We start from the raw sequence: 22,178 nt of genomic DNA on the forward strand, positions 1-22,178 counted from the left end.
AGCAGCCGCGGTTTAATTGTCAGTCAAAATGTTTCCCAGTTTTCATCTTGTCCGGTCGTCGCGGTACGCGTACGGTTTGCAGCCGGTTCAGCGGCTGGCGCGCGGTACGTCGCCTGCGGGGTGACCGTGTTTCCAGCGAGTGAAGCGAGACGAAACGCCGAGACCGCCATCTTCAGACGGCTTGCCTGGTCTTCCAGCGCAGCGGCCGCCGCAGCGGACTCCTGCACCAGCGCGGCGTTTTGCTGTGTCACGCGATCCATTTCCGATACCGCCAGGGCAACCTGGTCGATACCACGACTCTGCTCATCAGACGCAGAGGCGATTTCACCCATGATGTCCGTCACGCGGGTGACGGCATTCACGATGTCATTCATGGTCTCCCCGGCGCTTTCTACCAGCACGGAGCCGGTATCCACGCGGGAGACGGAATCTTCAATCAGCGACTTGATCTCTTTTGCCGCGTTGGCGCTGCGACTGGCCAGGTTGCGCACTTCCCCGGCCACCACGGCAAACCCGCGTCCCTGCTCGCCCGCACGCGCCGCTTCCACGGCGGCGTTCAGCGCCAGAATGTTGGTCTGGAAGGCAATTCCGTCGATGACGCTGATGATGTCGGCGATTTTCTTCGAGCTCTCAGCAATGTCGTGCATGGTTTTCACCACGCCATCCACCACGCGACCGCCGCGCTGTGCAGTCTCGGAGGCGCTTTCCGCCAGCTGAGAGGCCTGGCGGGCGTTATCGGCGTTCTGCTTCACGGTCGCGGTGAGCTGCTCCATGCTGGCCGCCGTCTCTTCCAGGGCGGACGCCTGCTGTTCGGTGCGCGAAGAGAGGTCGTTATTGCCCATCGCAATTTCGCTGGTGCCGGTATAGATGGCATCCGTGCCGCTACGCACGTTGGCGACGGTATCGATAAGCGAACGCTGCATATGGTCAACGCTGTTTGCCAGCTCGGTGATCTCATTGCGCCCGGACACGGTCAGCGTTTTGGTCAGGTCACCGCCGGCAATGTCACGAATGTGGGCAATGACGCGACCGAGAGGGTTCAGCAGGATATGGCGAATGCCGTACCAGACCGCGATCAGCACAATGACCAGCGCCAGCGCCAACACCGCCATCTGCCATTTCGCAAAGCGGTAGTCATTCTGGCTTTCAGCAAACGCGGAGTGATACAGATCGCCACTGACCTTCGCGTACTCCCCCAGCGCCGCGCCGAGGGCGTTTTGCATCCCCTGCGTCGGCTGCGCGAAATAGGCGTCCATGTTGCCGCTCTCAAGGAACTGAATCAGCTCTGCCAGACCGGCATGGTAGGCGTTGTATTTTTCGTCAATGTTCTGACTCACCTGCTCCATCGCAGGCTGCGGGGTAATCTTTTTGAAGGCGTCGTAATGTTTTGCGGCGTCAGCGAGGGTGGCACGGGCATTTTTCAACAGATCGGTTTTCGCGCTGCTCTGCTGATTGTTGGGATCCATCATCATGCGCGCGGACGAACGGCTCAGGTTGATACGCGTTTGCAGCATCAGATCCCACGTTGAGGTGAGCTCACTCTGCTGCAGGCGGAGATCGTTCGAGGCCGCAAAGCTGTCCTGGTTCTGTTTTAATGACGAGAAAAAAAGCCCGCCGGAGATGAGCTGAAGAAGTGCGAAAATGACCAGCACCATCATGAGCATTGTGACAACGCGGATACGGTTCAACATACAACACCTTCTCATAGATTTATTAACGGTGTTATCGGCACAGCCAACAGGAACTTTACATTTGCGAAAGGGAAAAGCGCGGGGTTAGAAAGCCACGTCGACAATCAGCGTATCGGTGTAGGTTCCGGCGGGTGGCGTGGCCTGATTGGTCAGAACTTTCGCGGTGTAGTTGTAGGTACGCAGGAGACCGTCGGTACTGACCTGCGACGACGTCGCGCTGGTCCAGCGTTCGCTGCCGCTGCCGCCCCAGCGGTTACCCGTGGCTTCTTTATAGATGTCATAACTCAGGTAGTTACTGCCGCTTACCATCCGGCGCACGTTATTCAGCGCGTTAGCACCGTTGTTAATGCCGATGGTATACGTGCTGCCTTTGGTACAGGTGACGGCAATCGCCTGCGAGACGGTAGGGAAACTTTGCACCAGCGGCGCGCTGTTGAAGTTGACGTCCGGTGTGGTCATGGCGCTGCAGTCGTTGGTCACGGTCAGGTTAAGGAGAATGGTGGTCGTCGCCGTGCCCGTCTGATTGATTGTGCAAATACCGAGCGCGCCCACGGAGCAGACGCTGTAGTTAACGCTGAAGGTTAACTGCACCTGATACGGCCCGGCAGAAACGTTCTGTCCGGCGACGGTACGGAAATAGAGCGGGATGTTGTACTGCTTTGACCCCAGCAACCCCAGTAGCGTATTCCCGCTCCAGGTATACGATTTGCTTATCTGTACCTCGCTGCTGCTCGCGCAGCCCGCGAGTCCGCACAGCCGGGTGGGGATCACGTCCGTGATGGCCGCGTTGTCCGTGCGTTTCATGGTGGCCCGACTGCTGCCCGAGACCGATGCCGCGGTATAGGTCAGCGTCACCGAGTCGTTGGTCAACAGATTCAGTATGGCATCGCACGCCACCACCAGCGTGCCGGTGGTTTCCACCTCCCCGGTTCCGCTGAGCGCAAACGACGTGACGCTGCCAAACGAGGCGTTGACCGTACTGACGGTACACGCCGCCCAGCCGCCGCCGGAAAACAGCAGCAGTATCAACAGCAGCAGGCGCTTCATGGCGCCTCCCGGCACACCAGCGGGCCGTAGGTTTGCAGCTTGTGCTCCGGGTTGGCTCCCACGGTCAGGGTAGCCCTGCAGCGTTTTCCATCAGGCGCGATCACCTCCAGCGGGTTCACATCGCTAAGATTCTCCAGCCAGGCGATGCCGTCATACCCCACCACCGCATTGCTGCGCGAAGCGCGTCGGACCTGGCTTCCCACCGGCAGCGCCTGGCCCCGTACATCGTGCAGAATGACGCTTGCCACCCGCTCCTGCTCCATTGGGAAATCAACCAGATAGCCGCTGTGACGCCGGATCGCGATCCGCCGCTCGGTCTCTTTCAGACGGGTATCCGCCGGCAGGTTCAGGGTATCAATGCGGTAGCTAGCCGGATAATACGCCGACACCCCGCTGACCAGCAGGTAACCGTTGTTATTCGTTTTACCGACGGGCTGATTCTCATAGCTGACGGGCACGTCCGGATGACCGTCGGTACTGATGACGACAAACGCATCGTTGATCTTATTCGCGGCAAACAGCTCGCCGTCCATCAGAACAATCGCGCCCATCGCCTCGCCCCACCAGGTCATCATGTCCCTTTCGCCGTAGCCGCCGCCCTGCAGTTCAATATTGTTATTACGCCAGCCCAGCGTGCCCTGTTGATAGTCACTGGATTTTGACTGGTTGGCCCAGGCCATGTTCCAGCTAAAGCCGCCGTCAGACGGCATGGCGTGGTTATAGTTGATGCGCTGGGTACTGCCGGCATCCGGGGTGTTTTCAACGGTGAACGCGGCGCTGTCGCGTGCCCCCAGCGGCACCTGCAGCGACAGCGCGACCGTCCAGTCTCCCCGCTGCTGGTCCCGGCTTCCGGCGAGGTAAATACTGCTCGCGCCCCACAAATTGCGGCTCCATGAGAGATTAAGCAGCTCGGTTTTTTGACTGTCAAAACTTTCCACGCCGATCCAGGCCGCGCCGATGTTGCCGTACTGTCCCAGGTTGAAGGTCAGAGAATACTGGTCCGTATTGCGGCTGAAGCTGGCGATGGGTTTATTGTTCTCGTCATACACCGTCGGCTGGTCGTAAAGGGCCAGATTGCCAAAACCGCGGTCACGGCGCGTGTGCTGGGTGGCGACGCTGAACTCGCTGGTGCTGTACTGGTAACCCCAGTTGATTTGCCCGCCCGTATCCCCGCGCATGCGGCTCTGCGAGTAAGCGGTATTCACCACGCCAAACTGGCCGAGTTTTATCACCGTCCCTGCCCCGCCCAGCGCCAGCTCCTGCGCCCCTTCCGCATGCCCTTCCAGGGTCAGCCAGTCCGTCACCCCGTAGCGATACGAGCCGCTGCCTGCCGCCGAGCCGTAATCAAAATTCCTGATACCGTAATTACGCCGCAGGCTGCCCAGGGTCACGGCGCCGTCGCTCAGCCCTTTTTTAAGCAAGTCGCTGGTGACGTAAAACGGCAGCGTGGTGCTGACCTGCCGCCCCAGCGCATCCGTCGTGACCAGCACCGCATCCCCGGCGCCGTTGATATAGGGCAGATTGGTCAGGGTGAAGGGGCCCGGCTGAAGCTGGGTTGAGCCGGAGCGATACCCGTTGATAAAAAGATCGACCGAGGTGGGTACCGCCGCTTCCCCGGCGAACTCGGGCAGCGGCCACGTCACCAGGTCAGGGCGCAGGGAGAAATCCCGCCCGACGCTGATCCCCCCCATCCGCACGCTGGAACTCCAGCTCAGGGCATCGCTGATCACGTCCCCGACGCTCCAGCTCATCGCGTCATCCTCATTGGTGAACAGCAGGGTTGTGTCATAGCGGACATACCCCTCCTGCTGCCCCTCGTTGCCGGTGAAATTTTCCCGGGCATAGCCGGTGGAGGAAAACGAACCGTTCTCGTTAAAGTAGCGGAACTCATGCCAGAGAGACGCCTGTCCGCCGATATGCTCCGTGTGGTTGGTGTAAAGATCGTAATTGAGCAGCGCGCCGCGCCCGAAGTGCGGTTTGGCCTGCGTCGCTTGCGCGCTGAACGGCGTCACACGGGACGCGACCCAGTCGCGGGGAACGGTCAGCAGCAGGCGCTGCGCGGCGCTGTCGTACTCGACCCTCACCTGAGAAAGCGAAGAGAGATTCACCTCTCCGGCAGGAACATGCTCCGGTGGCAACCCCGCGCGCAGCAGGTCGGCGCTGGAGATAAAGAAAGCGCCTTTACGCTGCGTCACGGGCACGACCAGACCGGTGTCGTAGTGGTTGAGCACGAGGGCAAGCTGGAAGACCGCTTCATCATGTATCGCCTGTGCCTGGGGCGGCGGAGGCAGGCTGTCATCGCCGGGCTCAGCCCAGGTCGCGGAACTGACGCAAAGCAGTATCATCATCGCCGGCTTCAGTTGACGGGCGTCGACTGCCATTGTGCGTCCCTGGCATTAATCTGCGCGCTCATCCGCTCTGGCTGACGAACGCCCGCGGGTACGGGCCAGCTGCGGGTGCTACCGGGAAGTACGTAACCCAGCAATCCCTCCGCAACCGTGCGTTTCTGTCCTCCCTGCTCCAGCGCCACCTGGCTTAGCCTGACATGGACATCCCCCCGATTCCGGACCTCCAGTGCCGGCTGCCCATCCGTTCGCGTCACCCGCCAGCTCAGGTTTCGGGTCTCCACTAGGGCGTGATGCGCCCCCTCTTTTATGGTCGGGATCCCCTGACCATACACAAACAGCGGAATGGAGTAACGCATCTGCAATTTGAGGCCGATGGTGGGTTCTGCTTTGGCATCAGGCTGAGGAATTTCATCCACGATAATGCGGTAGGCTTGTTCAATGCCTGCGGGAACGGGAGCCTGCTTAATAAGGCGGATAAGCTGCTTGCTGCCTGTGCCAATCGTGACGATGGGCGGGCTGGCGACCACATCCTGCTGTGCGGTGTAGCGCTCGTGTCCGTCCTCCTGTTTCCAGCGTACAATGCGCACCTGCATCGTTGTGGCGCTGTTTCCCTGGTTCTGGATCCACAGTTCCGTGGCGTTAGCGTCTGCCGCAAGCCACGGGTCAATCGGCCAGAGCAGAATAGTGGCTGCCGCCTGCGCCTGACCGGTTGCCACAGCCATTCCCAACGCGCCCGCCAGACAAACAGGTCTGAAAATTGGCTTCATCAACACTCTCCCTTTATTACCATGACAAGGTCACAGTGAGCTGATCGGAATATGTTCCTGCCGGGCTAAATCCGGTCAGTAGCGCCACGCCAAAAAGCGGCAGCGCGATGTTATTGCTGTTGCTATAGGTCACCGGTATCGCCTGGTTGACGCCAATTTCGCTGTTCGCGGCCAGCGAGCTGCTGCTGTAAAGCCGGTATCCCACCACGTCGGCGCCGTTCGAGCGTTTCATGCGGCGAACGGTTGAATAATTCTGGCCGCCATTAATGCTCATGCTCAGCGCCACGCCTGGCGTGCAGGCGATAGATAAGGCCCCGTTTGGCACAAAACTGGTGCTGACCGGTGCGCTCTCGACGCCGTTATGGGTGCCAAAATCCAGCGTCCCGAGAAGCCCTCCGCTGCCGGTCGTCACCACACATCCCGGGACGATGGTCGCGCTGACTTTAAAGGACTGTGATGTCACCGCATTCGCCGCGGGCGTCATCAGCAATCCGACGATCAGCGCGAAAAAAGGCTGCACGTGTCCCTCTGCGCATATGCGCAGACCTGTGAGAGTTGCCTTCATGGCGGTGCAGAATTAATAGGTTACGCTGACGTTAATCGTGTCGGTGTAGGTTCCGGGTACGACCGTCACGCTGTTACCGCCGCCGGTAATACGTCCGTAGAGGGTGTAACTGTCCACCCCTCCCGCCGTAGAGGCGATCGGCAACGCGGTGTTATTGGCAATCACGCTGTTAAACCCACTATCGCTGTACAGGCTGTACGCCACGCCCTGTGCCGCGTTGGCGGTGTTAACCAGATAGCGGGCAGGTGTTCCTGGGGTGCCAACAACGGTACCGGGAGCGGTGGAGTTGGTGTTGCCGGTGATCGCCACCGTATAGCTGGCGGTGGTACATTGAATGGTGAAGGTGTTTCCGCCGCTGGCGCCGGTGAGCTGGGTGGTCAGAGTGGAAAACGTTGCGGGATGGGTGCCGAAATCCAGTGTCCCGAAGTTAATGCCGTTTTGCGTGGGCGATCCGTTTATCAGACAGCCGTTCGTGAGTGTCAGCGTCGCGCCGATGGTGCCGCTACTGGTAACGGCCAGCGCCTGATGGACCGTTGTCGCAGTCAGTAAGGTGCCTGCGCAGATCAAAAGGAGTTTTCTTTTCATTTACCACCCTCCAGAAGACGTCTCCGTTCCCTTGCCACATTTTATTTATTTCGTTCAAGATGTTAGCCCCGCTTAATGTTCCTCTGAGGGGGGTTATTGAGAATTTAGTTTACGGATATCGCTTCGACCACCTGCCCCTTAACGCATAAGCACTTTGTCTTATTGACTTCTTATTTCCTTAAATAACATGTAGTTAAAATCATTTTTTCCGCTTTTTTAATTTATTTTCTGAGAATATATCCATTAAAGTGTGATGTAGATCACAATATATCGTCATGGCAATAACAACAAAATTAATAAAACTTAAAAAGGAGTTGTATCCCCCTACGCTTTGCGTCAATTTATGTGCCGAATAATTTCCCGCGTCGTAATAAAAAATTTATATGTATCGCCGCGGGCTACATCTGAAGCGCATAGAGGGTCTTTTTTCGTGGCAAGTGCAAACAAACTCACACTCTTCATCGTGATATTCATGCTGGCGGGTATTCTTTCAGGGGCAGCAATTCATGAATATGCATCTGCGGATGCCATCAAAGCCTGGTCGGATAATATTACCCTTCTGACCGATATTTTCCTCCGACTGATCAAAATGGTCATTGCCCCACTGGTGTTAAGTACGCTCACCGTCGGCATTATGAAGCTGGGCGAAACCTCTACCATTGGCCGCGTGGGCGGCAAAGCGATGGTATGGTTTATCAGCTCATCCGTGCTCTCTATTCTGGTCGGCCTGTTTATCGTCACGCTGGAGCATCCGGGAAGCGGGCTGAACCTGACCGTCCCGACTGAGGCGGTGGATACCGGTCTGGCCGTTGGGGGCATGACGCTGAAAGCGTTCCTGTCACACACCATTCCAACCAGCATCGCGGGGGCGATGTCGAACAATGAGATCCTGCAGATTGTGGTGTTCTCCATGTTCTTCGGCATTGGCGGCGCGTCGCTGGGGCAGAAATTCAATGCCCCACTGGTGGCTGCGCTGGACGTGGTTTCCCATATCATGCTGAAGGTCACGGGTTATGTGATGTACGTTGCGCCGCTGGCCATTTTCGCGGCAATCTCCTCCGTTATCGCCACGCAGGGTCTGGGCATTCTGTTGAACTATGCCTCCTTTATTGGCGGCTACTATGTTGCCATTCTTCTCACCTGCATGGTGCTGCTGGCCGTGGGTTACATGGTGCTGAAAAAAGAGGTGTTCCGCCTGGTCAGCATGCTGAAAGATCCAGTTCTGGTGGCGTTTACCACCAGCAGTTCTGAAGCGGCCTACCCTAAAACGCTGGAGCAGCTGGAGCGTTTTGGCTGCTCGCGCAACATCGCCTCTTTCGTTCTGCCGATTGGCTATTCCTTCAACCTGGTGGGGTCGATGGTGTACTGCTCTTTCGCCTCAATGTTTATCGCTCAGGCGTACAACATTCACCTGAGCTTCTCTGAAGTGACGGTGCTGATGCTGACCCTGATGCTGGCCTCAAAAGGGATTGCGGGCGTACCGCGCTCCTCGCTGGTGGTGCTGGCCGCGACGATCCCAAGCTTCAACATCCCGGTCGCCGGTATTTTGCTGCTGATGGGGATCGACCACTTCCTGGATATGGGCCGTTCCGCGATTAACGTGTTGGGGAATGGTATTGCGACCGCGATGCTGTCGCAGAATGAAGGTGCGCGGGAAGCGGACGCTGAGCTGGTAAAGCAGGAAGCTTAAGGGTATGAAAAAAGGGTGAGGCCTGATGCCCTCACCCCAACCCTCTCCCACAGGGAGAGGGAGCAAACACAAAAAACGGCAACCTGGGTTGCCGTTTTGCATTTACCTACGCTACGTGACTCGCGGCGATATCCAGCAGCGCCATCTCATCGCTGTTCAGCAGCTTCTCAATGTTCACCAGAATCAGCATACGCTCGCCGAGCGCGCCCAGACCGGTCAGGTATTCGGTCGACAGCGTGACCGCAAACTCCGGCGCAGGACGAATCTGGTCAGAGGTCAGGGAAAGCACGTCAGACACGCCATCCACCACGATACCTACCACGCGCTGCCCCAGGTTCAGGACGATCACCACAGTGTTGTCGTTGTAATCAACGTCGCCCTGGCTGAACTTCACGCGCAGGTCCACGATGGGCACAATGACGCCACGCAGGTTGGTGACACCTTTAATAAACGCAGGCGTGTTAGCGATGCGGGTAACCTGGTCGTAACCACGGATTTCCTGCACTTTCAGGATATCGATGCCGTACTCTTCATCGCCTAAAGTGAATACCAGAAATTCCTGTCCTGATGGCTCGCCCGCCAGTTTCGTTACATTACTCATACCGGTCATGTTATTACCTTCTACTTAATCAGGCGGCTGTGTACGCCACACGTTGTTCACGATTTAATCCCTGAAGCGCCGACACGTCGACGATCAGCGCCACGCTACCATCACCCAGAATGGTGGCGGCAGAAATACCCGGCACTTTGCGGTAGTTGCTTTCGAGGTTCTTCACCACCACCTGGTGCTGGCCAATCAGCTGATCGACCAGCAGCGCATAGCGGCGGCCCGCGCTTTGCAGGATCACCACGATACCCTGCGTGGCCTCGGTCTTCGCCCCGTCCACTTCGAACACTTTCCACAGTTCCACCAGCGGCAGGTACTCACCGCGAACCTCGAGCACGCGCTCGCCGCCCGCCAGCGGATGCAGATCTTCCTCACGCGGCTGCAGGGATTCCATCACCGCGTTCAGCGGCAGGATAAAGACTTCGTCCGCCACCTTGACGGACATGCCGTCGAGGATCGCCAGCGTCAGCGGCAGCAGGATGCGAATGGTGGTGCCGGAACCCTGTTTAGACTGGATTTCAACGTGGCCGCCCATCTCCTGGATGTTACGTTTCACCACGTCCATGCCCACGCCGCGCCCGGAGACGTCGGTCACCTGCTCTGCGGTAGAGAAGCCCGGCGCGAAGATCAGCATGCCCACTTCTTCGTCGGTCATGTTTTCATTGACCGCCATCCCCTGCGAAATCGCTTTTGCCAGGATGCGCTCGCGGTTCAGACCGGCGCCGTCATCGGTCACTTCGATACAAATGTTCCCGCCCTGGTGTTCCGCAGAGAGAATCAGGTTGCCGACCGGCGATTTCCCGGCGGCAATGCGGTTTTCCGGCAGTTCGATACCGTGGTCGAGGCTGTTACGCACCAGGTGCGTTAACGGGTCAATGATGCGCTCGATCAGGCTCTTATCCAGTTCGGTTGAGCTGCCCATCAGGGTCAGTTCAATCTGCTTGTTCAGCTTGCTGGCAAGGTCGCGGACCAGACGCGGGAAGCGGCTGAAGACATATTCCATCGGCATCATACGGATGGACATGACCGATTCCTGCAGGTCGCGGGCGTTACGCTGTAGCTGGCCCATGCTGGTAATCAAATCCCCGTGGGTGACCGGGTCGAGTTCGTTTGAACGTTGCGCCAGCATCGACTGGGTGATCACCAGTTCGCCCACCAGGTTAATCAGCTGGTCAACCTTCTCAACGGCAACACGGATGCTGGTCGACTCGCTGGAGCGCGCGGCAGGTTTTTCACCACGGCCCGGTGCAGCAGCTTCTTTTGGCACCGCCTTCAGCGCCGGGGCCGCAGCCGGTGCGGCGGCCTGGGCGACAACAGCCACCTCTTCCGCAGCCACAGGGGCGTCAACTGCGACAGTTTCGGTTTCGAAGGCGATTTGATCGGCTTCAATCACAAAGCACAGCACCGCCACGATATCGTCCTGGCCAATACCGTCATCAAGCGTCGCGGCCAGGCTGTCTTTGCCTTTTACCACGTTGCTTAATTTCGCCAGGTTACCCAGTTCTTCTTCCAGCAGGTTAACTTCATTCTCTTTCAGGCGAGACAGCACAACGCGCAGCTTGCCTGCCGGTGCGTCAGCAGGGGCAGACGCCTGCGCGGCAACCGTATCCACAACGCTCAGTTTTGCGGCAGGAACCACGGCTGCGGCAACCTCACCTTTTGCTTCCAGCGCGAGCTGGCGCAGCGCATTGCAGATGTATTCAAAGCTGGCGGCATCAGGCTCTGCCGAACTTTTATAGGCGTCGAGCTGTTCCTGCATAATATCTTTGGTTTCCAAAAACAGGTTGATAATGTCGGTATTGAGCTGCATCTCACCGCGTCGTGCTTCATCAAGCAGGTTTTCCATTAAATGGGTCGTTTCCTGCAGGATGGTAAATCCAAACGTTCCGGCTCCGCCTTTAATGGAATGCGCCGCACGGAAGATGGCATTGAGCTGCTCGGAATCCGGTGCTTCGGGCACCAAATCGAGCAAGTGTTGCTCCATATCGGCCAACAATTCGTCGGCTTCATCAAAGAATGTCTGGTAAAAATCGCTAATATCCATGCTCACGCTATCACCTCGGATTGGCTGGTGGCGATGTTGGAACGGCAGCCGAAGGAACGGCCCCAGGCTGTTTTAAATCGTCCAGTGACTCATTCTGACTTTCGGCGTTTTCATGCAGGATGGCCTGCTCCGCCTGCTGGTTCAGCACTAAAAGACTGATACGACGGTTGATGGCATCATCCGGCCCGCGGTCGGAAACGCGCATGGTTGCGGCCATGCCGACTACGCGCAGTACCTTGCCATCATCAAGCCCACCTACCACCAGCTCGCGACGCGAGGCGTTGGCACGATCGGCAGAAAGTTCCCAGTTGCTGTATCCCTTCTCCCCACTGGCGTACGGGAAATCGTCCGTGTGTCCTGACAGGCTGATTCGGTTAGGAATGCCGTTCAGCACCGGTGCAATTGCGCGCAGAATATCGCGCATGTACGGTTCAACTTCCGCACTCCCGGTTTTAAACATCGGGCGGTTCTGACTGTCGATAATCTGGATACGCAGCCCTTCCTGCACCAGATCAATCTTCAGATGCGGTCGCAGCGCGCGCAGCTTCGGATCCGCTTCAATCAGCTGGTCGAGATCGCCACGCAGTTTCTTCAGGCGCGCCTGTTCCATCTTTCTCTTCAGCTCGTCGATGTTCGGCTCTTTTTTCACCTCACCCTTCTGCTGGGTGTAATCATCGCCGCCGCCCGGGATCGGGCTTTCGCTGTTAGAGATACGCGGTCCGCCAGCCACCGCCGTTGCCAGCGGCGTGCGGAAATACTCGGCAATCTGGATCAGTTCTTTTGGGCTGGAGATGGAGATCAGCCACATCACCAGAAAGAACGCCATCATTGCGGTCATAAAATCGGCGTACGCGATTTTCCACGAGCCGTGCGCGCCATGCCCACCGCCCTTGTGCTTGCGTTTTTTTACGATGACGATCGGATGGGACTGGTTTTTCATGCGTCCTCAGTTGTCGTCTGTTGGTTTGGGTTTTTCACCGCACGCACGTGTTCTTCAAGCTCGATAAACGACGGACGCTCGCTGGAGTAAAGCGTTTTACGGCCAAACTCAACCGCGATCGGTGGCGCATAACCGTTGAGGTTAGAGAGCAGCGTGATCTTCACGCACTGCATCATTTTGGTGGTTTCCGCGCTCTTCTGGCGCAGCACGCTGGCCAGCGGAGAGATAAAGCCATACGCCAGCAAAATACCGAGGAAGGTTCCCACCATCGCATGGGCAATCAGCGCACCGAGCTCCGCTGCCGGACGGTCTGCTGAGGCCAGCGCGTGAACCACCCCCATGACCGCGGCAACGATACCGAATGCCGGAAGCGAGTCGCCGACCAGCGCCAGACTGTTGGCCGGTACTTCAGATTCGCTTTCATGGGTTTCAATTTCTTCATCCATCAGCGCTTCGATTTCGAAGGTATTCATGTTGCCGCTGATGATCAGTCGCAGATAGTCGACGATGAAATCCAGCATCATGGCATCAGCAAGAATGCGCGGATAGCTGGCAAAAATTTCGCTCTCTTTCGGGTTTTCAATATCCCGCTCGAGCGAGAACATGCCCTGCTGACGCGACTTCGCCATCAAGCGATAGAGCAGTGCCAGCAGATCCATATACATGCTTTTGGTGTATTTCGAGCGACGGAACAGCAATGGAATTGCTTTCAGCGTGCCCTTGATCGATTTACCGTTGTTACCAACGATAAAAGCCCCTACCCCTGCGCCGCCGATGATAATAAGTTCAGCCGGTTGATAGAGTGCTCCAAGGTGCCCGCCGGTCATCATGTAACCGCCGAAAACTGTACCGAGAACTACCAGGTAACCTAATAAGATAAGCACGACATCATCCTTCCGCTAGTGACTATGGCAAGGACGTCCAGCTCGCAGCGTTGACCGTTTACGGGGTAAAAAAAAGCAGCGGTAATCGCTTACCGCTGCTGGAATCTTTCCCACACGTTCGGGTTAAACAGCTTGTTCGATCTGTTCATCCAGCAGTTGTGGAATAATATCGGCAGCATCCCGGGAAAGTTTACGTCTTTTTACTGCGCGGGATGGAGGCTGACATAAACTACAGGCGAAGCTGCCTGCAGGCTGATGAGCATGGGTAATAAAATTGCCGTTGCAGCAGTTGCAGCGCGACAGCTCAAGCATTCCGCTCTCAACAAAACGCACCAGCGTCCATGCGCGGGTCAGCGCCAGCAGAGGGCCTTCTTCCTGCTGTGGGCATTGTTCAAGGTAAAGTTTGTAGGCTTTGATCACGGCGTCAACGCCGCTACACAAACCGGTTTTGAGAAGATACTGCCAGGCATTACAGAACATGGAAGCATGAATATTCTGCTCCCACGTCATAAACCAGTCGGTAGAAAACGGCAGCATGCCTTTCGGCGGGGGACTACCACGTAACTCTTTGTACAGTTTGATCAGACGGCCACGGCTCAACTGCGTCTCGCTTTCCAGCATTTGTAAACGAGCACCCAGTGTAATCAGCTCCATGGCTAACTGTATGTCACGCGCTTCCTGAACAATGCTTTTCTCGCTCATTGCTAGGCCCTTTTCTTACGGGCTACGTCATCAGGCTGGCTGATTTCGTTAAGCAAGCGAGTGGAAAGAAGAATACCGGTATGGATCTGTTGAAGATCGTCTACACGGGACTCCTGCGTCAGACGCGTTATTGTCTGTGAATCATCGAAACGGAACTGGCAAACCAGTTGATTCGTTTCAGCCAGTTTAACCATCTGCGGGAGGGTTAAGCCGCCCAGCATGGTTGCCATTTCTTCGTTAATACCCAGACGAAACATCGCGGACGCCTTGTCCTGACTAATCAAACGCTGCGCGAGCAGTAAATACGACAAATTGATGTCATAGATATGTTTTAGCAACTCGGATGTATGCATTGTTCCCATCCCGAATAACCAACTATTATTTTTATGCGGAAAGACCGCACCCCGTGATGTCGCCGGGAAATCACCCGGTATAAAAAAGAAAAGGCTAAATGCATAGTTGAATTTAGGTTTGTATTCATCGAAACGCGTAAGAGAGGAAACGCGAATGCGTCTCTTACATGTTTTATCATTTCTTACAAATAACTAAGATTTTTCCTAATTCGACGCAAACTCTACTCGTCAGTTTTGACACATACAATCCAGCCATCCTCAAATTTAAAAAAAATGTGATCCACGTCACACAATTTAAGTGAATATGACCCATAAATCCATCAGTATGACTTGTAATTTGTTCACTTATTGACCAATCGGCACTGTTTTGTATTCTTAATTGACGAATACTCATGCAGAAGGGGGATCAGAACTGGCATGCAATGTGCTTTTCCATCGGGGAGCATGGCGCGGAAACATTTACATCAAACACCCCTTAGGGAAACATTTTTCTTACTGTGAAAAAACATAGAGTTATGCAGGGAGCCTAAAAAAGATGTTTCAGTCCGTGATCATTCGAAATGATTTTGTAACGCGTAAAAACGATTCAACAGTCAAGGCATAAATTTGTGTGATTTACGTTAAGTTGTTAATTTTTTTCATTTAGGCCCATTTTTCAGTTATTCTTCTTATAAGAATAATTAATGAATAATTATGATAAGCTTCACACTAATGTCGTAATCAGCCCTTGCAGAACCCCGAAATTCGCGGTAAAGGTGATCAAACGCTGTCAGTCAGACACCCAAGGAGTGCGCCATGAGTTACTCCCATCTACTTGTTTCTGTTGCTGCTTCCCCAGAAAGCCATCAACTCGTCGCCCGGGCGGTGTCCATTGCCAGACCCCACAATGCCCGCATCAGCCTCATCACGCTTGCGGCCGAACCGGAGATGTATAATCAGCTGGCTGCCCCTATGCTGGAGGATATTCGTGAGGTACTTCAGGAGGAAACGCAGCAATTCCTGCGCGAGCTGGTAGAAAAGGCAGATTATCCCGTCTTTGAGACCGTTATTGCGACAGGAGAACTTAATGCCCATATTCTCGATATGTGTCGTAAACAGAATATTGATTTAGTGATATGCGGGAATCATAACTACAGCTTTTTATCGCGCGCGGCCTGCGCGGCGAAATCTATTGTCGCGTCAAGCCAGGTTGATGTGCTGTTAGTACCGCTTGGGGGGCGTTAACCCCCCAGGGAAATATCAGGCAAGTTTAGGGAAGGTTGCGATCTTTTTTTGTAAATCGCCTTCATGGCTTTGTGGGGCGATATCGCGGAGATCCTGAATAAAACGCGCCTGCCAGTGGTTAATATCGTTTTTCCGGATCGTCTCCATCATTTCAGCATGGCGGGAAATACGCTCTGTAAGCGGCATGGTCAGCGCGCGGTTCAGGGCGTTAGCCACGTCATCGCGATCGTAAGGGTTCACAATCAGCGCCGACGTGAGCTCATTTGCGGCCCCGGCAAACTGGGAGAGCACCAGTACCCCCGGATCGGCGGGATCCTGCGCCGCCACGTATTCTTTCGCGACCAGGTTCATCCCGTCGCGCAGCGGCGTCACCAGGCCGACATCCGCGTAGCGGAAGACCTTCATCAGGATCTTACGGTCAAAGTGCTGGTTCAGATAAAACAGCGGTGTCCAGCCCAACTGCCCGTAGCGGCCATTAATCCGCCCTGCTTCTGTCTCCAGCTGATGGCGAATGTCCTGATAGGCCTGAACCTCACCGCGCGACGTCGGCGCAATCTGGGTATAACGGATTTTACCGTGATGCTCCGGATATTTATCCAGCAGCGTTTCATATGCCAGGAAGCGCTCCGGCAGGCCTTTGGAATAATCAAGACGCTCGACTGAGAAGATATTTTTCACGTGCTTGAGTTCATTCTTAAGCTGCGCCAGCTTTGGCGGCAGCGGGCCAGCGGCCTGCTCCGCGATTTCGTCAGGTTCAATCCCTATTGGATACACTTCGGTGTGGAACGTTTTTCCCCACGCCGTATGGGTTTTCCCGCCTTTGGTCACCAGACGCGCTTTCCCTGACACGGAGTCAAGGAATGCCAGTCGGTCATTTTCCGTCTGGAAGCCCAGCAAATCGTAGTCACACAGCGCCTCCAGCAGCTCTTCATGCGGCGGCAGCGCGGTAAAAATTTCCGGCGTCGGGAACGGGATGTGCAGGAAGAAGCCAATCCGGTTATTCACTCCCCTCTTTCGCAGCTCTCTGGCGAACGGCAGCAGGTGATAATCGTGGATCCATAAAATATCGTCTTCTTCTATTAAAGGCAGCAGTTTATCCGCCAGCAGCGCATTCACGCGCGCGTAGCCTTCGAAGGATTCACGCTGGAATTTGACCAGGTCAAGACGATAGTGAAACGCCGGCCACAGGACGGCATTCGAGAACTGCGAGTAATACTCGTCGTAGTCTTTCTCTTTCAGTGCAAACGACGCCCACGTGATGTTCCCGCGCGTCACTTTTTTGAGCGGTTTCTCTTCTTCACTGATTTCTCCGCTCCAGCCAAACCACAGCCCGCCAGCGGCTTTCAAGGCACCTAACACCCCTACCGCCAGGCCACCCGCACTGGCTTTTTTATCATCAGGCGGTGCGATTCGGTTAGAGACGACGACTAAGCGACCCATAATGGTTTCCCCCTTTGTTTTGCGCTATTTTTGTTGTTGTTGCTGGTTAGCGATATCAGATACCCACTGCCAAACGCTGGCGACATCCGCCAGCCGCCATTCGGCGACAGTGTCACCAGGCCCTACCTTAACGGTGATCCCTCCGGCCTGATTAACCACACGGAACCCGGCCTCGTCGGTCAGGTCATCCCCAAAGAAAACAGGCGTCCGGCCCTTAAAAGGTGCCTCCGCCATAAATGCGGCGATGGCTGCGCCTTTATTAATCCCCTTAGGCTTTAACTCCACCACGCATTTGCCCGGCTGCAGCGCCAGCTGTGGATGTTCATCCGCAACCGTCTGAGCAAGCGCAAGCACGGCAGCTTCATGCTGCGGCGCCTGGCGATAATGCAGGGCAAAGGCCATGCCTTTGGCTTCCAGCTCGGTGCCAGGCAGGTCTGCCAGCGCAGCAGAGAGCTGCTTCTGAAGCGTTTGCGTGAGTGCGTCGGGGAGTGAAACGATATGCGTTTGATCATGGATGTCGCGGCGCTCCGCTCCGTGTACACCGGCCAGCGGAAAGTGGTATGGACTGGCGAGCAGATCCAGCTCGGCCATTGAGCGCCCTGATATCAATGCCAGTGCTCCCTCATTCATGAGCGAGAGCTGATGCAAATCCTGTAACACCGCCTCCGGAATAGACACCTGATCGGGGTGCGGTTTTATCCCGGCGAGCGTGCCGTCGAGATCAAAAAAGAAAGCATAGTGTCCGGGCAGTACAGGCGGTGCGGTTAACAAGTCAGCCACCCTTTTCCTCCTTACGGTTGACGAGAGGCAAACGCCTTTACCTCTTTCATAGCCATGTAAGTATAGACAGTGTGACGTCGCTCGCCATTTGACAACCGCCCCGCCAGTTTTACTGGCGGGGCGGTTAAGGGGTCAACTATGGTTATAAGTTGAGCAATAAAAGAGGTGCAAAACGGTTATACGGTACGCTTCGCTTTTTGCTTGTAACGGTCGAAAATCACCGCTGCCAGCAGGATCAGACCACGTACCACGTACTGCGAGAACGGCGAAATATTCAGCAGGTTCATGGCGTTCTCTACCGTCCCTAAAATCAGGATACCGGCCACCACATATGAGATTTTTCCGATGCCGCCCTTGAGGGAAACGCCCCCTAGCACGCAGGCCGAAATGACGATCAGCTCATAACCGATAGAGGTCATTGGCTGGCCGCTGGTCATACGCGACGCCAGAATAATCCCCGCCGCGGCAGAAACCAGTCCTGAAAGCACAAAGATAATAATCTTGGTGCGCACCACCGGCACCCCGGCCAGACGGGCGGCCTCTTCATTACCGCCAATCGCCAGCGTATTACGGCCAAAGGTGGTCCGGTTAAGCAGGAAGCCGAAGAGGATCAGGCAGGCCACCGTCAGCCAGATAGGCGCAGGCAGACCCAGCCAGTTGGCGTACCCCAGCGTGAAGAAGCGTTCGTCTTCAATCCCCACCGCTTTACCGTCGGAGATGATATAGGCCAGCCCGCGGACAATTTGCATTGTCGCAAGCGTCGTGATCAGGGCGTTAATCTTCAGGCGCGCGATGACAAAACCGTTCACCAGACCGCTGATGACGCCGAGTAACAGACCAGCAAGGACGCCAATCCACAGGCTCTCCGTCATGTTGATCACCACGGCCGTCGTGACGCCTGCGCAGGCAATCACCGACGCCACCGACAGGTCAAAATCGCCGGAGGCCAGGCAGAACAGCATCCCGCAGGCCACCATCCCGGACATGGAGATGGCGAGACCCAGCCCCTTCATATTAATGAAGGTGGCAAAATTGGGAACAAAGATCGCGCAGGCGACGAACAGTGCGGCAAAGACCACCAGCATGCCGTACTGATCCCAGATACGCCCAACGCTCAACGCCGACTTCGACTTCGGCACTCCGGATGTAGTAACAGAGGACATCATTAACTCCTTACTCAGGCGACGGCCTGGCTAACTTTAGGCATGGCGAGGTTCAACGCCTGTTGTTCATTCGCCTGTTCATGAAGTAATTCGCCGGCAATTTCGCCTTCACGCATCACCACAATGCGGTCGGCCACGCCAAGCACCTCAGGCAAATCGCTGGAGGCGAAAAGCACCGCCACGCCGCGTTTTGCCAGCTCATAGATCACGTTATAAATCTCGTGTTTTGCCCCCACGTCGATACCGCGCGTCGGCTCATCCAGTAAGATGACCTTCATATCCTCTGACAGCCAGCGGCCCAGAATGGCCTTCTGCTGGTTTCCGCCTGACAGATTCATGATCAGCTGTTCCGGACCCGGCGTTTTGATATTCAGTGAACGAATATGGTGGTCGGCGTTACTCGACTCCCAGCTATCGTTTATCAGGCAACCGGCGCGAATAAACTTACGCCGGGCGGAAATATTGATGTTGTCGCGCACCGAGTGCACCGGAATAATGCCCTCCGCTTTCCGGTCTTCCGGACAGAGCATCATCCCCGCCCTGATCGCGTGGGCTGGTTTCTGAATATCGATCCGCTCGCCGTCAATGGAGACCTGCCCATCGGTAATACGGGTACCGCCGAACAGACCTTTCATCAACTCGCTACGCCCCGCGCCCACCAGACCAAACAGGCCGACGATTTCACCGCTGCGTACGGATAACGAAATCGGCGTTCTGACGCCCGGCGCTTTTACGCTATCGAGGCGCAGGCGTTCCGGGCCGTACTGGCGCGGCTGCCAGTGATAGATATCACCCAGATCGCGTCCGACCATCGCCTGGACCAGTTGGTCATGGTTCACCTGCGCCATGTCGGTAAAGGTGCGCACATAGCGTCCATCTTTAAACACGGTGATGGCATCGCTCAGGGCAAATATCTCTTCCATGCGGTGCGAAACGTACAGAATCGTCCGGCCTTCCTGACGCAATTCGCGGATCACGCGGAACAGATTTTCGATTTCCCGCTTTGAGAGCGAACTGGTGGGTTCATCGAAGGCAATAATTCTGGCGTTACGCGCCAGCGCCTTGGCAATTTCAACCATCTGCCACTGGCCGATGGAGAGATATTTCAGCGGCGTCTGGGGATCGACATCCAGACCCAGGTGTTTAAGCTGCAGCCCCGCTTCATAATTAAGTAGCGAACGATTCACCACGCCGCCTTTGTGCGGGAGCTGTCCTAAATAGATATTTTCCGCCACGGTCATCTCAGGGATAAGGTGCAGCTCCTGATAGATAATGGCTACCCCGGCATTGAGCGCCGCCGTGGTATCGGCAAAAGCGACCTCTTCGCCGCGGATCGCCAGCGTGCCGGTCGTGGGCGAGTAGTTGCCGCTGAGGATTTTCAGCAGCGTCGATTTTCCCGCACCGTTTTCCCCCATCAGGGCATGAACCTGGCCGGCATAGCAGTCGAAGCTGATATCGGTCAGCGCGTTAACACCGGGGAAGGTTTTCCCGATGCCGCGAAAAGAGAGATACGGATCAGACTGTCGCATAACGTCTCCGTGATTCCTGTAGTGTGTACGTCAGGCCCCTCACGAAGGATGAGGGGCACAATCACCGCGTATTACTTCCCGCCCAGTCCTTTTTTCGCCAGCTCCTCTTTGAAGTTGTCGCGGGTGATCAGCACCACGTCGGTCACTTCGGTAAATTTCGGCGGTTCAGCCCCTTTGGTGACCCAGTTGTAGAGCATCTCGCTGGATTTGTAGCCGTGAACGTCCGGGCTTGGCAGCAGTGAACCGTAGAAGCCGGTTGCCTGCGCTTTGGACAGCTCGCTGACGGCGTCAACGCCGTTGATGCCAATCCCGATCACGTCAGGCGCTTTGAAGCCCTGACCTTCCGTCGCGCGCACCCCGCCCAGCACGGTGTTGTCGTTCATGCCGACCACCAGCCAGTGTTTGACTTCTGGATGCTGCACCAGCATGGAGTTCGCGGCGTCGAATGCGCCCGGGATATCGTTGGATTTGGTTGGGACTTTATAGATCTGTTTTTCCGGGAAGCCGGCTGCTTTCAGCGCGTCCATTGACCCGGTCGTACGACGACGTGCCGTGTCCAGCTCATCCGCAGTAATGGCCATCACAGCGGTCTCTTTGACATCCCAGCCGCGTTTTTGCATCTCTTTATAGAGTTCCTGGCCCTGACGCTCACCGATTTTGGTCGCCGCCATCATCACCAGCGGGACGCTGTCCATCGGTTTGCCTTTGGCGTTAACGAACTGATCGTCAACGGCAATGACCTTCATGTCATAGCCCCGGGCCTTGGCCGCGATGGCCGAGCCCAGCTTGGGATCCGGCGTGCAGATCACAAAACCTTTCGCGCCGCTGGCCGCCAGGCTGTCGATGGCGTTCAGGGTTTTCTCACCGTCAGGCACGGCGATTTTAATCACTTCAAAACCTAAGTCTTTCCCGGCCTTATCGGCGAATTTCCACTCCGTCTGGAACCAGGGCTCTTCAGGCTGTTTTACCAAAAAACCGAGTTTTAAATTCTCAGCAATAGCGGATTGTGACATAACGGCAGCCAGACCGATGGCCGCCAGCGCTTTAGTAAATTTGTGCATGGTAAACTCCAGCTTTAGCTTTCTTTTCTGTAGGGAATATTTGCGTGCTTCTTATTTAATCGGACTTAAAACAAGGCATTAGCGCTTACCTCGTCATAAGCGTTATTGCTGGTGATAGTTTTAGCGGGAAATTAATCCTCCATAAGAGAGCCCCATCACACCGCAGAATTACAGTAATTGCGTACATACATTCAGCGAAAAATGACATAAAAAAGGCAGGATTTGTCAGACAAATGAAACGAGGGTGAGCAGGATTATCCATAAGATTAGCTAAGATATCCCTGATGCCTTTTAACAGGCGTGAGGACCCCAGACGTCAGAACGCTGCAGCATGTTTTTCATCAAAAACGCAGCACGTCCGGAGCGTTATTTATTTCGTAGAATTTGATTTAGCGCAATTTTATTAATGCATCATATATTCGAAATAATTAATCCGTAATTCATTCTTTTACGGAGCATTATTCCGGCTTAATATCCCCAAAAGAGTAACAGTATATCTCTTCGGTAAAAGCCATTAATTATCAATGCATTAATGAGAGGGAAATTGATGGCGAGCTAATTGTATTTATGTACTATATTAAAGTTTGTAATGTATGGTAAACACAGCCTATTTAAGAGTTTTCTTAGACCACGGACAAGGGTATGCTTATTTATATCGAACACAGGAAGTGAATTTCGGTCGACTTCGTTTACTGCAGAAAGCGTATTTCTGCTCTTTTCTTCGTATTTGCCTGGCGCTCAGGTTAAGCAACGGACAT

At 55.4% G+C, this 22,178-nt stretch carries 18 protein-coding genes and 1 pseudogene; 2 read left to right on the forward strand and 17 right to left on the reverse strand.

All coding sequences use genetic code 11. The annotated features are described in order from the left end of the window. Positions 1-23: 23 nt before the first annotated feature. The 6 genes from tar to LJA86_RS09805 all read right to left on the reverse strand — a co-directional run bounded on the left by tar (position 24) and on the right by LJA86_RS09805 (position 7,003). Complete coding sequence (gene tar, locus LJA86_RS09780) at positions 24-1,691, reverse strand: methyl-accepting chemotaxis protein II (protein ID WP_063621994.1); 1,668 nt, start codon at positions 1,689-1,691, stop codon at positions 24-26. A gap of 84 nt (positions 1,692-1,775) precedes the next feature. Further along, positions 1,776-2,738 carry a spore coat U domain-containing protein gene (locus LJA86_RS09785; protein ID WP_045908193.1) on the reverse strand — a complete coding sequence of 321 codons (963 nt, stop codon included), beginning with the start codon at positions 2,736-2,738 and terminating at the stop codon, positions 1,776-1,778. Continuing rightward, a complete protein-coding gene (locus tag LJA86_RS09790; RefSeq protein WP_229226075.1) occupies positions 2,735-5,119 on the reverse strand; it encodes a fimbria/pilus outer membrane usher protein in 2,385 nt (794 codons plus the stop codon). Before LJA86_RS09790 ends, LJA86_RS09785 begins: the two co-directional genes overlap by 4 nt. After that, positions 5,095-5,853 (reverse strand): molecular chaperone, encoded by a 759-nt coding sequence (locus LJA86_RS09795; RefSeq protein ID WP_196347193.1) that lies wholly within the window; start codon positions 5,851-5,853, stop codon positions 5,095-5,097. The genes LJA86_RS09790 and LJA86_RS09795 overlap by 25 nt, the downstream gene beginning before the upstream one ends. Before the next feature lie 16 nt (positions 5,854-5,869). Then, positions 5,870-6,418, reverse strand: coding sequence for a spore coat U domain-containing protein (locus LJA86_RS09800; RefSeq protein WP_045908190.1), 549 nt, complete (start codon positions 6,416-6,418; stop codon positions 5,870-5,872). Positions 6,419-6,430: 12 nt separating this feature from the next. Beyond that, on the reverse strand, positions 6,431-7,003 hold the full coding sequence (locus LJA86_RS09805) for a Csu type fimbrial protein (RefSeq protein ID WP_008500422.1): 573 nt from the start codon (positions 7,001-7,003) through the stop codon (positions 6,431-6,433). Between the two features lie 430 nt (positions 7,004-7,433). Here LJA86_RS09805 and LJA86_RS09810 point away from each other — a divergent pair, with 430 nt between their 5' ends. Next, a complete protein-coding gene (locus LJA86_RS09810; RefSeq protein ID WP_229226076.1) occupies positions 7,434-8,693 on the forward strand; it encodes a dicarboxylate/amino acid:cation symporter in 1,260 nt (419 codons plus the stop codon). A 106-nt stretch (positions 8,694-8,799) separates the two neighbouring features. Here LJA86_RS09810 and cheW read toward each other — a convergent pair whose 3' ends face one another. From cheW to flhD, 6 genes are all read right to left on the reverse strand, one after another. Continuing rightward, positions 8,800-9,303: a chemotaxis protein CheW gene (cheW, locus tag LJA86_RS09815; RefSeq protein WP_008500420.1), complete on the reverse strand. Its 504-nt coding sequence runs from the start codon at positions 9,301-9,303 to the stop codon at positions 8,800-8,802. 19 nt (positions 9,304-9,322) lie between these two features. Further along, a complete protein-coding gene (gene cheA, locus LJA86_RS09820; RefSeq protein WP_229226077.1) occupies positions 9,323-11,350 on the reverse strand; it encodes a chemotaxis protein CheA in 2,028 nt (675 codons plus the stop codon). A gap of 4 nt (positions 11,351-11,354) precedes the next feature. Beyond that, on the reverse strand, positions 11,355-12,284 hold the full coding sequence (motB, locus tag LJA86_RS09825) for a flagellar motor protein MotB (RefSeq protein ID WP_032658606.1): 930 nt from the start codon (positions 12,282-12,284) through the stop codon (positions 11,355-11,357). Next, positions 12,281-13,168: a flagellar motor stator protein MotA gene (motA, locus tag LJA86_RS09830; protein WP_008500417.1), complete on the reverse strand. Its 888-nt coding sequence runs from the start codon at positions 13,166-13,168 to the stop codon at positions 12,281-12,283. Before motA ends, motB begins: the two co-directional genes overlap by 4 nt. Before the next feature lie 123 nt (positions 13,169-13,291). Further along, entirely contained in the window at positions 13,292-13,870 is a 579-nt protein-coding gene (flhC, locus tag LJA86_RS09835; protein WP_008500416.1) for a flagellar transcriptional regulator FlhC, read from the reverse strand. Between the two features lie 2 nt (positions 13,871-13,872). Further along, positions 13,873-14,223: a flagellar transcriptional regulator FlhD gene (gene flhD, locus LJA86_RS09840; protein ID WP_008500415.1), complete on the reverse strand. Its 351-nt coding sequence runs from the start codon at positions 14,221-14,223 to the stop codon at positions 13,873-13,875. Positions 14,224-15,018: 795 nt separating this feature from the next. Between flhD and uspC the strand changes: the two genes are divergently transcribed. Continuing rightward, entirely contained in the window at positions 15,019-15,447 is a 429-nt protein-coding gene (gene uspC / locus LJA86_RS09845) for a universal stress protein UspC (protein ID WP_229226078.1), read from the forward strand. A gap of 15 nt (positions 15,448-15,462) precedes the next feature. Here the strand turns inward: uspC and otsA are convergent, their stop codons facing one another. The 5 genes and pseudogenes from otsA to araF all read right to left on the reverse strand — a co-directional run bounded on the left by otsA (position 15,463) and on the right by araF (position 21,420). Beyond that, entirely contained in the window at positions 15,463-16,887 is a 1,425-nt protein-coding gene (gene otsA, locus LJA86_RS09850) for an alpha,alpha-trehalose-phosphate synthase (RefSeq protein WP_045908185.1), read from the reverse strand. Continuing rightward, a pseudogene (gene otsB, locus LJA86_RS09855) lies at positions 16,862-17,667 on the reverse strand (trehalose-phosphatase). Before otsB ends, otsA begins: the two are co-directional and overlap by 26 nt. 176 nt (positions 17,668-17,843) lie before the next feature. Then, positions 17,844-18,833, reverse strand: coding sequence for an L-arabinose ABC transporter permease AraH (araH, locus tag LJA86_RS09860; RefSeq protein ID WP_175430159.1), 990 nt, complete (start codon positions 18,831-18,833; stop codon positions 17,844-17,846). 11 nt (positions 18,834-18,844) lie between these two features. Then, on the reverse strand, positions 18,845-20,359 hold the full coding sequence (araG, locus tag LJA86_RS09865) for an L-arabinose ABC transporter ATP-binding protein AraG (protein ID WP_045908182.1): 1,515 nt from the start codon (positions 20,357-20,359) through the stop codon (positions 18,845-18,847). 71 nt (positions 20,360-20,430) lie between these two features. After that, complete coding sequence (gene araF / locus LJA86_RS09870) at positions 20,431-21,420, reverse strand: arabinose ABC transporter substrate-binding protein AraF (protein ID WP_008500409.1); 990 nt, start codon at positions 21,418-21,420, stop codon at positions 20,431-20,433. Positions 21,421-22,178: the final 758 nt, after the last annotated feature.

Origin of the sequence: Enterobacter sp. TCD1-1 (genome assembly GCF_020567405.1) — a bacterium.
In the GTDB taxonomy this organism is placed as follows: Bacteria; Pseudomonadota; Gammaproteobacteria; order Enterobacterales; family Enterobacteriaceae; genus Enterobacter; species Enterobacter quasiroggenkampii.